Source organism: Bradyrhizobium sp. USDA 376 (assembly GCF_054063675.1).
This window is the reverse complement of record NZ_JBSSGN010000001.1, coordinates 3,579,137-3,593,415: the sequence shown is the minus strand read 5'-3', so window position 1 is coordinate 3,593,415 and position 14,279 is coordinate 3,579,137. Positions and strand designations below refer to the sequence as shown.

The window sequence follows — 14,279 nt, the reverse complement described above, 5'->3', positions numbered from 1 at the left end:
AGCTATTTCGACGTCGCACGCGCCAGAAAATCCGTGAGCGCGCGGCGATCCTCGGCCGAGCCGATGTGCTGCTCGGGCATCTTGGTGCCAGGCGTGTAGGCGTTCGGCCCGATCTCGAACAGTCTTGAGACGGTCTCCGGCGTCCAGACGATATCCATCGCCTTGAGCGCGTCGGAGAAGCGATAACCCGGCAGCGAGGCGATCTTCCGGCCGAACAGTCCCGCAAGCGTCGGCCCGGCACGCTGGACCTCGGTTTCCGACAATGTATGGCAGGCCACGCAGGCCCTGAAGACTTCGGCGCCGTGATCGCCGGCATAGGCCGCGAGCGGATCCGCCGGCGTGCCCAGCAGGTTCGACCCGATCGCCGCGCCGGTCAGCGCATTCCAGCGCCTGATCTTGCCGTCGGTGCCGCCGGTCAGCAGCGTCGCGCCATCGGGCAGGAACGCGACCGACCAGATCGGCGCGCCAGACCCGGCGAGCGTGCGCATCACACGCCTCGCCTTGCGATCGACGATCGCGACAGTGCCGTCGATGGCCCCCGTGGCCAGCCAAGCGCCGTCTTGCGATATCGCCAGGGCGACGACCGGCCTGGCGGCGACGATGACCTCGCCGGTCTGGCTGCCATCGGCGGTCATCATGCGCAGCTTGCCGTCTGCCGCGCCGGTGACGATTTCGCCATCGGGCGAGATGGCGACGACGTTCGGCGGTGCCGGCATCACGATGGTCTCGGGGCTGCCGTCCGGCAGGGGCCAGATCCGCACCGTCAGGTCGTAGCCAACGCTCACCAGCGATTGTCCATCGGGAGCAAACGCCACGCCGTTCACAGCTTGCGAGTGGCCCTGCAGCACGCGCGTTGCGCCATCGGACAGCGATGAGATCCGCACGGTGTGGTCCCACGAGGCCGATGCGAGCTTCGATGCATCGGGAGACACGGCGAGCCCGACAATGGGCCCCGTGTGCCCCTCGACAACCTGGTCCGGTTGCGGCCGGCCCGGCGTCCAGATGGCAATCTGGCCATCCGCACCAGCCGTCGCCATTCGTCCGTCGCCGAGAAAGGCAGCCGCGTTCACCGCACCCGAATGGAAGCGAAGCACCTGTTCGGCGGACTCGGTTGCCAGCGACCACCGGATGGCTGCGGTGTCGAAGCTGCCCGACAAGACTATCCTGCCATCGACCGAAACGGCGATCGCGCGGACAGGCCCGCCGTGCCCCGCCAGTTGCGCCTGCGCGGGCCGCAGCGGGAGAAGCAGCGATGCCGTCAGAAGGACGACGGCAAGACGCAAGCGCGTCAACATTGGCCTCTGGGCAAGAACGCCCCCCTTGATCCAGCTCAACGACGGCAGCTCATATCCGGTTCCAGGTGCGACAAGCGGCGCCTTGAATGGCGATCAACGTGGTCGCAGTCTGGCCTACGGCGCCTCATGGACCGAGGCCGAATATGCAGCTACACCCGAAATCCTATCGGCAATTCATCTCGCGGTTGTGGCACTTCCGCGCGCTGCCGCCGCGACATCGCGATCCCGGCACCCAGGAGGCATCGCCACTGCTCGTCTACATCGTCGCCGTGTTAGCGACGCTCGTGGCTATCCTCTTAGCCGACGTCCACCGGCTTCCATCCCCGGAGCTGCCCGGCGATCCCAATTGGATCAACCCGATTTTCCTGAGTCCTTGAGACCGCGCGCGCAGCAATTGCGGGCACGCGCGACCCGACCGGCCGCATTGTTCGAAGACATGCGATCCGTGCAGGACGTCCAGCTCGATCACTGTTGGTTGAAACGCGACGGCAGGAGTCTCGCTACTGCTGCGTTCCCCCTGGAAACACCAGAGATCGATCTGCGAGATCTTGAACCGGAAGTCCGCGCTGGTGCGCCTGCCTCTGCATCTCCTGCACCGGAGGCATCCCTGCCGTCGATGTGCGACTCGCCGGTAACGGATGCGATCGCAACATATTCGTCGCGGCCACGACAACCGTCAGCACGGCCAGGGCAGAGATCATCAGGAACTTCATGCGAACCTCCGTTGGTTCGAGGAGAGTCGAAGCTCTGACTAGTGCAGGACTCGAGTTCCCCGTGTGAGATCCCTCACACCTCTCGTTCTCTTGATCGCCGCTGGGGCGGCCTGCGCCGCGCTCGCCAGACGCAGCTCTGCATTCTCGCGGCTGATTTCGCCCGAGCTTTGCTTGATCGCTCCACCCTCGAAGCCAAGAGGGCGCAGGGAAGGCCGGGTGCCGGCCGGCACCTGCGGTCCGCTGCGCGAAAGGGTGCGCAAAGGAGACCGCACAGCAGCATACAGGTGGAGCCAATCACTCGGCCTTCCCTGCGCGATGGTTGGACGGCTTATGCCGTGCTCTCCCGGGAGCCGAATTCCTTCTGGCCTCCCTCACTCTCACGGAATTCACCGGCACCGCGCCGGTTGACGCGAGGGCCGCATCCGCAAGAGCTTGACCGTAGCAACGACGGCCAGGACCACACGGTTTTGCCGTACGCACGGCCCGCCATTTCGCCGCAGTTTTTCCAGCCCTGTCGACGGAGCCGGAAACTTACAGACGAGACGAACCTGACAGCGCCGTTCGTCCGCACGAAGCCTTGGGCTCACGGAGAGCAATCCGCCCCGCCCCTGGCCACTCGCGCCCGACACTGCCGCGTCCACCGCAAGCCCGGCTCGCGAAAATGACGACCACATGATCGCCCCTCAAGGATGAGCCGGGATGGGCGAGACATACGATATTTCCGAATTTCGGTAAAGTGGAATATTTTTGCGAGGAGGGGTTGACGGGGTGGCGGGTGTTTTGCCCGACGGATCATTGCTTGCAATCCTGATCTCGAGCCGGCGGGATGACCGCCCTCTGCTCTAGATTTGACGTTGCGATACCTGTGGACCGCGAAATCCAACTTGGTTGCAACCGTGACATCAAGCAATCGAGGCGCTATCCTCGGAATCATTATTCTTTATATGGTATTTGGCTCGTTATGAAGAAAAAGCCCTTCGTTCCGGTCGTTGCTGTTCTAAATATGAAAGGCGGCGTTGGAAAAACAACGCTAAGCGCAAACATCTTCCGAGTGCTCTTCGAACGACGACGAGCGGCTACCTTGCTGCTCGATCTGGACCCCCAATTCAACCTTACGCAAGCGCTGTTCACTCGGAGTGTGTACGACAAACTAAAGAACAGCGGAAAGACGATCTTGCCGGTCATGGAGCCACCGTCGAGCGTGGGGCTTTTCGATGTTGCCACGTCTAGCGTCCCCCCACCAGCAGCCGCATCGCTAAATCATACGTTTCTGCATTTCACTAAAGCACCGACGATCACGCTTGACGTCATCCCGGGTGATTTCGGACTGGTCAAATACAGTCTGATGAATGACAGCAAGAAGCTCGATAAGGTCCGGGAAAGATTTCTAAAATTCGTCGAATCAGAAAAAATAAACTACAAAGTTATTACACTGGATTGCAACCCGAGCAGTTCATTCCTAACTTTATGTGCTCTACATGCTTGCAGCCACATTCTTGTACCGGTTACGCATCCTTCCCCCCAACGGTCTGGTCCGGTCGGCCAGCCGCAGATTCCAGCAGTTCTCGAGATTTCACACCGGGCGGTGAAATGGGGTCTTCGCCCTCCGCGAACCAATCGCTCAAAGTTTCGTGCATCTCCACTATGTCTGTAGCTGAAATCATACTAACATGCCTTTAGAAGGTGAAACGTAGAGCGTATCAAAACCACAGGTAGAGACAAGAACTCACAGGCGGCGACCGTGGAACGACATCCGCCGGCCCCCTCTCAAGCGTTAAATGTTCCTTAGACGAGCGTCACAGCAATTCCGAGCGTCTCGCTCCGGACAACCGCAAATCCTTGAGGTGTAGCGCGGAAAGCTGCATATGATTCCTGTGCTCTAACCAGCAGCTGAGCTACCCCGCCACAGGTATCGCGGCGACGAACAAGGCCGATCTTGAACCGCGCGGCACCTTCGCCTCCCCCGACATCATTTCCATTGTGTGATTCAAGTCACAGCAGAATCAGGTGCCACCGCCTACAAGGAAGAGGCATGGCCGCAAACAAGGTAACGGCGGTACGCACGAGGCTGCGGGGCGATCAACAGCTTAAGGACTTTTCGAAGCCGCCAGGGCGAAGAACCCGGCGGCTTTTTCTCGCCGGGGAAACGCCAACCGAAGCCGGCGACGCGGCCTGCGGCCGATCCGGGTACCGGCGGGAGCCGGCAGCTGTCACTCCGGTCAGGCGCTCGGGCCCTTCCTCTCCTCGCGTTCTGCCTCGATTTGCCGCTCCGCCTCGAGCCAGAAGTCCAGGTCGTGATCCGCCGGTCGGCCGGCCTGCTCCCAGAGCTCGTACGCACGCGTGCGGACCTCGCCGCGCCGCATCATGCGAAGGAGCTTTCGCTTCAGCTCCTCGGCGAAGCTTCTGAAGCGCTGTCCCGTGGTCTCGTCCTTGACGAGCGCGGCCGCTCGCGTTGCGAATTCGATCTGGCGCTCGATGTTCTGCCGCTCGTCCACTGCGAACACTGCCGTAGGAACAGGTTGTTTCAGAGCCCGTGCCGTTCAGACACAGAATTCCTTTCCGGCAAGTTCTGTTCCCTGGGATGCTGTTCGCAGGACGGTCTTGTCGGTCACAGCGTATCCGGCGTCCGCTGCGTGTTCGACTTGTCCTCGTTGCGCAGCTCCTGCTCGGCCGCGCGCCAAAATTCCTCTTCGCGGCCTTCGGGCTTGCCGGCCTGCTCCCACAGGCGGTGCGCGCGTTCTCTGATCTCTTGCTCGGTCGGCTCGGACAATTGCATCTCCTCCTGTGAGCACGGCCCGCCCTTCAGGTATGGGGGGGCTTGGAGGCGGGCCGTGCAGGCCAGCGCTCGGCAGCGAATCTGGCCCGCGGATTCAAGCGTTGACGGTTCGCAAGAGTTCCTAGTCTGGCGTAGCGACCCGGCGCGCCCAGGGCCCGACGCGCTGCCCCGCGCAACCCGTTCCCCTCGCGAGCGCGACGAATTCGCGCCCAGGCAGGTCGATCAACGCCCCCATCGATGCATAATTTGCGATGCCGCCGGCGACGAGCCTGCAGAAGCTGAGAGTGACGCGGCCGTAGAAGACGCCTGCTCCGGGCTCCGAGGATGCGAAACGATAGGAGGCGCCGAGACCGCGAGCGATCGCCAACAATGCCATGATCTCGTGGTGCGTCAGCGCCGAGTGAATGCCGAGCAGTGACAGCAACAGGGCTTGAATACTGAGGCTGCTCATGACGGCCTCGCCTCGATGCGCGGCATCGGCAGAAATTGCGCGAGATGGGCGCTCCTCCATTGATACGGGGTATCGCCGGCGAAGCGCTTGAACACCGTCGTGAAATGAGCCTGCGTCTGGAACCCGACGGTCAAGGCGATGTCGACGAGCGAGGCGTCGGCCCGCAGCAGCAATTCCTGGGCCCGCTCGATCCGCCGCTTCAGCAAATAGTCGTGCGGCCGCATGCCGACGGCTGCCCGGAACTGCGCGGCAAAATGCATCCGGCTCAGGCCGGCCACGGCGGCCAGATGCTGCAAGGTGACCTTCGCGTCCAGATTGTCGTCGATATACTGCATGACGCGCTTGAGGCGCCATTTCTGCAGCGAGCGCACCGTCCGGCAGGCTTGGCCTTCGCGGTCGCCCTCGGCCGGCTCGGACTGGCCACTGACCACCGTCCGCCGGCTGGCCTTGCAAGTCAGCATGGCGAGATGCAACGCGTCGACAAGGATGGCGGAATGGGGATGGTGCATGGCCTTGGTGGCCGCGAGCGCATCCGAGAGGCGCCGCATCACGGGGTCCGCGACCTCCCCGGCACCCCTCTCCCGGTCGGACTCGGCGGACGCGCGCGCAAGGCGTTTCGCGGACACCCTGAAGCTCGGCCCGCTTGCGGCCGATCCTCGCACGTCCGCCGCTGGCGCCTCGATGGCCAGCGCGACATCCAGATGGACGAGGGAGAGCGTCATCGCCTCCTCGCCGGAGCGCGGCGAACGTTTCGATGGCCGCAACTGCGAGCCGCCGATCGACGAGACGTCGATTGCGGCGGCGACATGATCCTTGGCGGCTTGCGGGTATGACATCTGCAGCGACATCGTCGAAACTCCTTGTCCCAGTTCGCAGCGGCAATGCCTGGCAGGCTTGCCCGAATGCGATGGGTGCAGAGTAGTTCGGCGATCCGCGCGCTCCATTCTACGCGGGGGTGCATGGATAAGGTCTCGGGTTGACCGCGTCATACCTAGGTATGATCGCAAGCGCAGTCACCGGACGAGCGCGCGCCACCGACGCGCGAGCCCGGCGGTCCGGCGGTCCGGCGCGCCTGCGGTAAGTTGACGCGCCCGCGATCGATGCGATCACCGATCAGCCTTGTTCTAAGGGGACATCCCTTGTCGGAACCCGCGCCGAATTCAACTTCCCACGAGGTCTTCCAAGAGAGCACGAAAATCACCCGGCTGGATATTGTGGACGCGATCAAATCGCGGCATCAACGCCGCTGTAATGAGAAGACACACCGCCTGCGACGATGACGAAGCTTGATCGGCCCACGGGTTCATCCATGAGCCGCGCCGGATTGCGGTTCTGGTCCGCCGCTCTCGCCTTCGCGGTCTTCATGGTCGACGTGCTGACGCCGCTCGAGGGCGCGGTCGCCGTTCTCTACGTCGTCGCGATCCTGCTTGCGGCGCGGACGAACCGGCGCAACGACATCATCATCGCCGCAGCCGGCTGCATCGTCCTGACCATCAGCGCCTACCTCATCTCGCACGATCTGGAGACGATCGCCTCGCCTGCCCTTCGCGCGCTGGTGAGTCTGGCGGCCATCGGGATCACGACCTTGCTGGTGCTGCAGAATCACGCCGCCACGACGCGCCTCGCGGCGCAGGCGCGCCTGCTCAATCTCTCGCATGACATGATCTTCGTCAGAGATCGCGGCGGCATGATCACGTTCTGGAACAAGACTGCGGAACAGACCTACGGCTGGTCCGCCGACGAGGCGCTCGGGCAGCTCGCGGACAGACTGCTAGGGACCAGCTATCCCGACCGGCGGGAAGTCATCGAGACCAGCCTGCTCGATACCGGGCGATGGGAAGGCAGGGTGAAGCAGCGGACGAAGGCCGGCTCGATACTCGTCGTCGATGCCCGATGGGCCCTGCAGCACGACCATCTCGGCAAACCTGCGTCGGTGCTCGAAACGCACACCGATGTCACGGACCGCGTGGCGGCGCACAGCGCGCTGGTGCAGAGCGAGCAGCGATATCGCCGGATGTTCGACGCAACCCGGATCGGCGTCGTCGAGGAAGACTGGAGCGGATTGCGGGCCGCGCTGGATTCGCTACCGACGCGCGGGGCGGATCTGCGCGAATATCTGGCGCGGCATCCCGATTTCGTTCGGCATGCCCGCGGGCTTGCCAGAATCGTCGACGTCAATCCGGCCCTGCAAAAGATGGCCGGAGCAGGCAGCTCTGCGGCCTTCATCGAGAACGTGGACAAGCTGCTGGGCGAGAACGATCGAAGCTTCCTCGACGCGCTGGTCGCATTCGCGCAAGGAGAGCGGTTCCACGAAGGCGAGACCGAGCTGGTGCGGCTCGACGGACGCAAGGTCCCCGTGCTGTTCACGATCACCTTTTCGCCCCGATCCGACGAAGACCATGACGTTCTCGTCTTCGTCGTCGACATCACCGAGCGCAAGCAGGCGCAAGACGCGCTGCTCGCGGCGCAGGCCGACCTCGCCCATGCCGCGCGCGTCGCCACCCTCGGCGAGCTCAGCGCCTCCATTGCGCACGAGGTGAACCAGCCGCTGGCGGCGATCGTCACCAGCGGCGAAGCCGGCTTGCGCTGGCTGCGGCGCGACGTTCCCGATCTCAAGGAGGTTGCGACCACGATCGGCCATGTCGTTGCACAGGGCCGCCGCGCCAGCGAGGTCGTGACCCGCATCCGGACCTTCCTGAAGAAGGCCCCGGCCCAGCAGGATGTGCTGCAAATCGGCGAGATCATCGACGAGGCGACGGCGCTGGTCGCGCGCGAGCTCGCCAAGGACGACGTCGCCCTCGTCGTCGAGACGGAGCCCGACCTGCCGCCGGTTCGCGGCGACCGGATTCAGTTGCAACAGGTCCTGGTCAATCTTCTGATCAATGCCGGCCAGGCCATGTCGGGCCGGCCCGGTTCCCGCACCATCACGCTGCGCGCGCGCACCGTGGACGGCGAGACGCTCGCGATCACGGTGCAGGACAGCGGCCCGGGCATCCAGCCTGATGACCTGCCGCGCCTGTTCGATCCGTTCTTCACGACGAAGAATGGCGGAATGGGCATGGGGCTTGCGATCTGCCGAACGACGGTGGAAGCTCACGGCGGCCGATTGTCGGTGGCGAGCACCCCGGGTTCGGGAGCGACATTCCACCTGACCCTGCCATATAGCCAAGAACACGCCCTGCCATGACACGACCAAACCAGGCGCAACCCTCCAGCGCAATCGTCATCATCGTCGACGACGATGCAGGCATCCGCGCCTCACTCGACAGCCTGTTCCGATCCGTCGGCCTCGAGACGCGGCTGTTCGGCTCGCCGGCCGAACTGCTCGGCAGCTCGCTGCCCGACGGCCCCGGCTGCATCGTGCTGGACGTCCGTCTTCCCGGCGTGAGCGGGCTCGATCTGCAGGGCCAGCTCGTCCGGCAGGGCATCAGCTATCCGATCATCTTCATGACCGGCCATGGCGACATTCCGATGTCGGTGCGCGCCATGAAGGCCGGCGCCGTCGACTTCCTCTCCAAGCCGTTCCGCGACCAGGACATGCTCGACGCCGTGACGGCGGCGCTCGAGCGCGATGCGCTGCACCGCGCCGAAGCCGCGACCAAGGAGGACATCCGGGCTCAGTACGAGACCCTGACGGCGCGCGAGCGCGAGGTGATGGGCCATGTCACCGCCGGCCTGATGAACAAGCAGGTCGCCGCCCTGATCGGCCTCAGCGAGATCACCGTCAAGATCCACCGCGGGAACGTCATGCGCAAGATGGGGGTTAGGTCACTGGCCGACCTCGTTCGCAAGGCCGAGGCGCTCGGGGTCTCCCAGACCCGCAGGTCTACGGACCAAACCTGAGTATAATTCCGCCGGGCCTACCCCCGGGTGCATAACGCCTCATCGGCCGCGCAACGGGAGATATCCTCCTTGCCTTGCGGAACACCGCGGTCAGGATTGTGCGCGAATGGCCAAAACCCCCGTGATTGCGATTGTGGACGACGATGAGGGCGTGCGCACTTCGCTTGCGAGCCTGGTTCGCTCGCTTGGCTACGAGGCCGATGCCTACGAGTCCGGCGTCGACTTCCTGCGGCATGCGCCGGGAGACGATCCGGCATGCATGATCGCCGACATCCAGATGCCCGTGATCACCGGCGATGAGTTACAGGCCCAGTTGATCGCCTCCGGCCGCCGCTTCCCGATCATCTTCATGACGGCATTTCCGAGCGAAGCCGTACGTCAGCGCGTGATGGCCGCCGGCGCGCATTGCTTTCTCGGCAAGCCTTCCAGCGGCGACGAGATCATCCGCTGTCTCGAGGACGCGCTGGCAGGCCACGGCGCAGCGCCGTAATCGATCCGTCCCTTCGCTCGCCCGGCACCCTCGTCCCCCAAGCGTGCATTTTGGCAACCGGGTTGGTCGACCGGAAATACCGGCAGGCCCGGCAAACCTCATAGTCGCCGTCGATTTTGTCGACATCGGCAGGGCGGGCACGCGCTGCCGAAACGGATGAGGCACGATGCCAGTGAACGCCGCCAGTGCTGCCGCGCCGCGCCCGCTGGTCTTCGCCGGATTCCCCGCGAGCTCGTGGGCCTTCGCGCTGCGCGTCTGGCTGGCGATGCTGCTCGCGCTCTATGTCAGCTTCTGGCTCGAGCTGGAATCGCCGTCGTCGTCCGCCCTCACCGTGGCCGTCCTTGCCCTGCCGACACGCGGTCAGGGCATGGAGAAGGCCGGCTACCGGCTGCTCGCAACCGTCATCGGCGTTGCCGCATCGATCGCGATCGCGGGCCTGTTTTCCCAGACCGACGGTCTCCTGCTCGCGGTGCTCGGCATCTGGGTCGGGCTCTGCGTCTATGTCGCCGGGATGCTGGACGGCAATCGCGCCTATGCGGCGGTGATCTGCTGCATCACCGTCGCCCTCGTCGCCATCCAGCAGATCGACACGCCGCTGCAGGTGTTCCCGGCCGGCGTCGCACGCGGCGCCGCCATCGGCATCGGCGTCCTTGCAGTGGCGCTGGTGAACGAGGTTCTGGCCGCGCCGAACTACCATCCGGTGCTGGCAAGCCGCATCGAGGCGCTGTACCGCGGGGTCACGGACCTCGCGCAAGATGCCGAGCGCGCCTCCGCGCCGGCTGCCGCGAGCCTGCTACATGACATCGCGGCACAGCATCCGGAGATCGCCAGCCTTGTGACGGAATCGAGCATCGGCACGGCAAGGACCGCAGCCGCGCGCGCCGCGCTGGTCGACCTCGTCAGCGCGCTCTCGCTCGGTCGCATGCTCACCGCACTCCCCGCCGCCTCCCCGGCTACAGCCGGGCTGATAGCGACGTCCCGGTCCTGGCTCCAGGCCGAGATCAACCGAAAGAACGCGCAGGTGCGCAGCAGCCTCGATGCGCTGCGTGAGGGGACACGCCCGCATCATGCATGGCGCGCGCCGCTCTATCGCTCGCGCCGCATCGCGGCGGAAACCGCCGCACGGGCCGCGATCTCGTTCACGCTGATCGCGCTCTTCTTCGTGCTGACAGGCTGGCCGGCCACCGAGCTCTGCCTCTCGCTCGTCGCGGCGATCATCGGGCTCAGCTCGATTTCGCCCGCGCCACGAAACTTCGCGCTGGTGGCGGTGACGGCAATGCCGATCGCCTGCGCGCTGGCCGGCATCTTGAAATACCTCGTCTTCAACGGCGTGTCCGAATTTCAATTGCTGGCGATCGGCCTTGCGCCCGTCGTCATCGGCCTCGCGCTGCTGATCTCGCTGCCGAACCCCACGCTGTCATCCCTCGGCCGCCTCGTCCTGGTGTTCACGATCGCCGTCCTCACACCGACCAATCCGCAGAGCTACGACCCCGAGGTGTTCCTGGTGACGAGCCTCTTTGCCTGCCTGTCGGCGGTGCTCGTGTTCGCGGCGCAGATGCTGCTGCCTCCCCTGTCGGGCGACCGGCGGGTTCTGCTACTGCTGGGAGAGGCCAGGCGCGAGCTGGGCCATCTCGATCGCGGACAAACCCGATACGTCGCGCCGGAGGAAGCCGCGTTTCGCGACGCGGCGCGGATCGAACAGATCCTGACCGCAAACGGCGCCTTGCCTCTCGACGGTCGGATCACGGCCCAAGCGATCCACTGTTTCGACCAGGCGGAAGCCTTGCGGCGTTGCCGCGCCGAACTGGACCTGCTGCGACAGGGGCCGCTCGCCGGCGCGGCGCAGAACGCGCGAGAGGCCCTCGCGCGCGGGAACGACGGCGCCATCCTCGCTTCTGCCGAGGCGCTGCGCCAGGCGGCAGCGCGAAGCCACCTGTCCGCCAATTCGGCCATCGCAATGATTGCGGCGAGCAGCGCATTCGCACCGTCACAGTCTGAAAGTCAGGGCGAACGGCCATGACGAGCACCTATCGGGAGCTGGTCGTCGGCGGCGTGCTCATCGCCCCCATCGTCTCCTACGCGGCAATCGCGCTGCTTCTGTTCCTGCTGCTCCGTCCGCTGCTGCGCTTGGTCGGATTCGCAAGATTGTTCAGCAACCCCTCGCTGGCCGAGCTCAGTCTCTACGTTGCGATGTTCGGCCTGCTCGCACTGTTCTTCTAGGAGAAAGAGTCATGAACGTCGCGGTGCCCCGTTTCATCCGCGGTGCCGGCAAGCATCTTGCGACCGTCGGCATCGCACTGGTCGCGGTCGTGATAGCGGTTGCGACCTGGCAGCACTACGTCACCGCGCCGTGGACGCGGAACGGCACCGTCCGCGTCCAGGTCGCCAACGTCGCGCCGCAGGTTGCGGGCAAGATCGTGGAGCTGCGTGTGGCCGACAACCAGTTCGTCCACAAGGGCGACGTGCTCTACGTCATCGATCCCTTCGACTTCGAGGTGGCCGTCCGCGTCGACAAGGCGCTGATGGACCAGCGCGCCGCGGACCTCGTGGTCAAGCAGGCCGAGTTCGACCGGCGCCAGCACCTGTCCGATCTTGCGACGACGCCCGAAGAGCAGCAGATCTATGCCGGCAATGCGGCGCAGGCGAAAGCTGCCTACGAGGCGGCGGCGCACCAGCTCGCGCAGGCGGAGCTGAACCTGAAGCGCACCAGCGTGGTCAGTCCGGTCGACGGCTACGTCACCAATCTGCTGCTGCGTGCGGGCGACTATGCCGTCACCGGCGTCAGCAACGTTTCCGTCATCGACTCCGACAGCTTCTGGATCGACGGCTATTTCGAGGAGACCAAGATGGCGCGGGTCTGCGTCGGCGATCGTGCCGAAGCGCAACTGGTCGGTTATCCCAAGCCAATACTCGGACATGTGAAGACCGTGACGCGCGGCATCAGCGCCTCGAACGCCGCCGCGGGCACGCAAGGCCTGCCCAACGTCGATCCGATCTACACCTGGGTGCGGCTGGCGCAGCGCGTACCGGTTCGCCTCGCCATCGACACCGTGCCGCCGGATGTGCCGCTCGTCTCCGGCATGACAGCGACGGTGACGATCCGGCAGCCATCCGAGGGCGCCGGACAAACCTGGTTCGACCGGTTCCGCGCGAGCTTCGTCGATCCCGTCTTCGATCTGTTCGGCGCGGGACGTCCGCCCCGCCCCGATTGCCTGCAGGCGGCATCGCAGCAGCGCCCCGAGATTGAAACGCTTCCCTACACACGCGAGCCCGCGGTTCCGCCGGCAGAGAAGATCGCACCTGGCCTTACGCCCGGTATCGACACTTCGCCGCGCCTGCCCTGAAGCTGGCCACGACACCTGACCCTAGGCGAGTCGCACCTCGCGTCTCTTCGGTCCGCGTCGCCTGCTAACACCGGGCGCTCGCTCCAAGTGTTTGATCGCTTTGGTCCAATTGAAGCCTTTGCGACAGCCGGTCGCACCTTGCTGCACTTGCAAGATCTAACACGCTTTAAGCATCCGTAACGAGCCTTGCGACGGCTTCAGACTTATCGTTCGAGCATGAGCCAATTGCATTCTGCGAGCCGACGACGGCAGCAGAATCCAGGACACGGGGCGAACGATGTTCACTGATCTGCAAGCGGCCGGCGCCTGGTCGACCTGTCAACCCACCCGTCACGAACCCGATTCCCCGCTAGGGGCGCGCGCACTTCCCTGCGAACGAAGATGGCGCCAGTCCGGCCAACATGCCGGCACCGCTCCGGAAGACATCACGATCTCGCGCTGGGTCTGCACGCAAACAGGCACAAAGCAGGACGAAGCGACGACGCCCGCCGACCGATTCTTCCTCGCCATCGCCTTGCAGACGACCCGCCTCAAACTGAGCAGAGGCCGTCACATCATCTTCGACGGCATCATGCCGGCAGGCACGCTGTATGTCGGCGCACCCTCGCAGCAGCTCAGTGCGCAGTTCTGCGCGCCGTACGATTTCCTGCATTTCCACGCCTCCGCCAGCGTCTATTTTCCATGCCCGAGGCCGGGAGCGGATCCTGCCTCGCCCGAGATCCTCAACGATCTCGTCCTGCTCCGCGACCCCTTTGCCGAGCAGCTCGCGAAGGCGCTCACCGAACACGGCCATCTGGCCGACCGCGAATTTGCCCGCTGCATCGGCCGGACGCTGGCGATGCACGTTGCCCGGCACGAACGTCCGCACACGAGAGTCAACGCGCTGGCGAAATGGCGGCTACGGCGCGTCGAGGAGTATGTCGGAACACATTTCGAGCACTGCATCAGCCTGTCCCAATTGGCCAAGGTCGCGGGACTGTCCCGCATGCACTTCGCGGCCCAGTTTCGCGTCGCGACGGGCTACCGGCCGCGAGAGTACCTGCTGCACGAGCGCGTCGAACGCGCCAAATCGATACTATCGAGCTCAGACATGCCCCTGGCCGAGGTGGCGCTCGCCGTCGGTTTCTGCACGCAAGCGCATTTCTCGACCGTCTTCAAGCGCATGACGGGTGACACGCCTGCGCGCTGGCGGAGCGCCGTGCGGAACGCGTCGGCTTCGTCCATCCGCTCGCACAGCGATCCCGCGTCGGCGCACAAGGCCATGTCGCGCGCGTTGGGGGTGGACCTCTCTTGAATCATGCGAAATGAGAAACAGCAGGGGTTCGTGAAATACTCTGGCTGCGGGATCGGCGATGGTGTGCGTGTTA

Annotated in this window: 15 protein-coding genes; 9 read left to right on the top strand and 6 right to left on the bottom strand. The window is 64.8% G+C overall.

The genetic code is table 11. From position 1 onward, the window contains the following. Window positions 1-2: 2 nt before the first annotated feature. A complete protein-coding gene (locus ACVJ19_RS16830) occupies window positions 3-1,295 on the bottom strand; it encodes a c-type cytochrome (RefSeq protein WP_453950168.1) in 1,293 nt (430 codons plus the stop codon). Window positions 1,296-1,381: 86 nt separating this feature from the next. Between ACVJ19_RS16830 and ACVJ19_RS16825 the strand changes: the two genes are divergently transcribed. Beyond that, the gene (locus ACVJ19_RS16825; RefSeq protein ID WP_453950167.1) at window positions 1,382-1,672 is read left to right on the top strand and encodes a hypothetical protein; all 291 of its coding nucleotides are present in this window, start codon (window positions 1,382-1,384) and stop codon (window positions 1,670-1,672) included. Window positions 1,673-1,795: 123 nt separating this feature from the next. On the opposite strand, the gene ACVJ19_RS16820 is transcribed toward ACVJ19_RS16825, so the two are convergent. Next, entirely contained in the window at window positions 1,796-2,008 is a 213-nt protein-coding gene (locus tag ACVJ19_RS16820; RefSeq protein ID WP_453950166.1) for a hypothetical protein, read from the bottom strand. A gap of 826 nt (window positions 2,009-2,834) precedes the next feature. Here ACVJ19_RS16820 and ACVJ19_RS16815 point away from each other — a divergent pair. Then, window positions 2,835-3,662 (top strand): ParA family protein, encoded by an 828-nt coding sequence (locus ACVJ19_RS16815; protein ID WP_453950165.1) that lies wholly within the window; start codon window positions 2,835-2,837, stop codon window positions 3,660-3,662. Between the two features lie 565 nt (window positions 3,663-4,227). On the opposite strand, the gene ACVJ19_RS16810 is transcribed toward ACVJ19_RS16815, so the two are convergent. The 4 genes from ACVJ19_RS16810 to ACVJ19_RS16795 form a co-directional block, all read right to left on the bottom strand. Further along, window positions 4,228-4,503, bottom strand: coding sequence for a DUF2934 domain-containing protein (locus ACVJ19_RS16810; RefSeq protein WP_453950164.1), 276 nt, complete (start codon window positions 4,501-4,503; stop codon window positions 4,228-4,230). 113 nt (window positions 4,504-4,616) lie between these two features. Beyond that, window positions 4,617-4,778: a DUF2934 domain-containing protein gene (locus ACVJ19_RS16805; protein WP_080135511.1), complete on the bottom strand. Its 162-nt coding sequence runs from the start codon at window positions 4,776-4,778 to the stop codon at window positions 4,617-4,619. Between the two features lie 127 nt (window positions 4,779-4,905). Continuing rightward, the gene (locus tag ACVJ19_RS16800) at window positions 4,906-5,235 is read right to left on the bottom strand and encodes a hypothetical protein (RefSeq protein ID WP_453950163.1); all 330 of its coding nucleotides are present in this window, start codon (window positions 5,233-5,235) and stop codon (window positions 4,906-4,908) included. After that, window positions 5,232-6,179, bottom strand: a complete 948-nt coding sequence (locus ACVJ19_RS16795; RefSeq protein WP_456739401.1) for a helix-turn-helix domain-containing protein — start codon at window positions 6,177-6,179, stop codon at window positions 5,232-5,234. Before ACVJ19_RS16795 ends, ACVJ19_RS16800 begins: the two co-directional genes overlap by 4 nt. 365 nt (window positions 6,180-6,544) lie before the next feature. Here ACVJ19_RS16795 and ACVJ19_RS16790 point away from each other — a divergent pair, with 365 nt between their 5' ends. The 7 genes from ACVJ19_RS16790 (at window position 6,545) to ACVJ19_RS16760 (ending at window position 14,206) form a co-directional block, all read left to right on the top strand. Then, a complete protein-coding gene (locus ACVJ19_RS16790) occupies window positions 6,545-8,422 on the top strand; it encodes a PAS domain-containing sensor histidine kinase (RefSeq protein ID WP_453950161.1) in 1,878 nt (625 codons plus the stop codon). After that, window positions 8,419-9,078 (top strand): response regulator transcription factor, encoded by a 660-nt coding sequence (locus tag ACVJ19_RS16785; protein WP_453950160.1) that lies wholly within the window; start codon window positions 8,419-8,421, stop codon window positions 9,076-9,078. Before ACVJ19_RS16790 ends, ACVJ19_RS16785 begins: the two co-directional genes overlap by 4 nt. A gap of 106 nt (window positions 9,079-9,184) precedes the next feature. Next, window positions 9,185-9,568 carry a response regulator transcription factor gene (locus tag ACVJ19_RS16780; RefSeq protein ID WP_453950159.1) on the top strand — a complete coding sequence of 128 codons (384 nt, stop codon included), beginning with the start codon at window positions 9,185-9,187 and terminating at the stop codon, window positions 9,566-9,568. Between the two features lie 166 nt (window positions 9,569-9,734). After that, window positions 9,735-11,588 carry an FUSC family protein gene (locus ACVJ19_RS16775; RefSeq protein WP_453950158.1) on the top strand — a complete coding sequence of 618 codons (1,854 nt, stop codon included), beginning with the start codon at window positions 9,735-9,737 and terminating at the stop codon, window positions 11,586-11,588. Next, on the top strand, window positions 11,585-11,788 hold the full coding sequence (locus ACVJ19_RS16770; protein ID WP_453950157.1) for a DUF1656 domain-containing protein: 204 nt from the start codon (window positions 11,585-11,587) through the stop codon (window positions 11,786-11,788). The genes ACVJ19_RS16775 and ACVJ19_RS16770 overlap by 4 nt, the downstream gene beginning before the upstream one ends. Before the next feature lie 11 nt (window positions 11,789-11,799). Further along, the gene (locus ACVJ19_RS16765; RefSeq protein ID WP_453950156.1) at window positions 11,800-12,912 is read left to right on the top strand and encodes a biotin/lipoyl-binding protein; all 1,113 of its coding nucleotides are present in this window, start codon (window positions 11,800-11,802) and stop codon (window positions 12,910-12,912) included. A 277-nt stretch (window positions 12,913-13,189) separates the two neighbouring features. After that, complete coding sequence (locus tag ACVJ19_RS16760) at window positions 13,190-14,206, top strand: helix-turn-helix domain-containing protein (protein WP_453950155.1); 1,017 nt, start codon at window positions 13,190-13,192, stop codon at window positions 14,204-14,206. Window positions 14,207-14,279: the final 73 nt, after the last annotated feature.

Bases quoted from the DNA above. Each gene is read 5' to 3' on its own strand.
- ACVJ19_RS16830 (WP_453950168.1), bottom strand. From the start codon at position 1,295: ATGTTGACGCGCTTGCGTCTTGCCGTCGTCCTTCTGACGGCATCGCTG.
- ACVJ19_RS16825 (WP_453950167.1), top strand. From the start codon at position 1,382: ATGGCGATCAACGTGGTCGCAGTCTGGCCTACGGCGCCTCATGGACCG.
- ACVJ19_RS16820 (WP_453950166.1), bottom strand. From the start codon at position 2,008: ATGAAGTTCCTGATGATCTCTGCCCTGGCCGTGCTGACGGTTGTCGTG.
- ACVJ19_RS16815 (WP_453950165.1), top strand. From the start codon at position 2,835: ATGACCGCCCTCTGCTCTAGATTTGACGTTGCGATACCTGTGGACCGC.
- ACVJ19_RS16800 (WP_453950163.1), bottom strand. From the start codon at position 5,235: ATGAGCAGCCTCAGTATTCAAGCCCTGTTGCTGTCACTGCTCGGCATT.
- ACVJ19_RS16795 (WP_456739401.1), bottom strand. From the start codon at position 6,179: ATGGAGCGCGCGGATCGCCGAACTACTCTGCACCCATCGCATTCGGGC.
- ACVJ19_RS16790 (WP_453950161.1), top strand. From the start codon at position 6,545: ATGAGCCGCGCCGGATTGCGGTTCTGGTCCGCCGCTCTCGCCTTCGCG.
- ACVJ19_RS16785 (WP_453950160.1), top strand. From the start codon at position 8,419: ATGACACGACCAAACCAGGCGCAACCCTCCAGCGCAATCGTCATCATC.
- ACVJ19_RS16780 (WP_453950159.1), top strand. From the start codon at position 9,185: ATGGCCAAAACCCCCGTGATTGCGATTGTGGACGACGATGAGGGCGTG.
- ACVJ19_RS16775 (WP_453950158.1), top strand. From the start codon at position 9,735: ATGCCAGTGAACGCCGCCAGTGCTGCCGCGCCGCGCCCGCTGGTCTTC.
- ACVJ19_RS16770 (WP_453950157.1), top strand. From the start codon at position 11,585: ATGACGAGCACCTATCGGGAGCTGGTCGTCGGCGGCGTGCTCATCGCC.
- ACVJ19_RS16765 (WP_453950156.1), top strand. From the start codon at position 11,800: ATGAACGTCGCGGTGCCCCGTTTCATCCGCGGTGCCGGCAAGCATCTT.
- ACVJ19_RS16760 (WP_453950155.1), top strand. From the start codon at position 13,190: ATGTTCACTGATCTGCAAGCGGCCGGCGCCTGGTCGACCTGTCAACCC.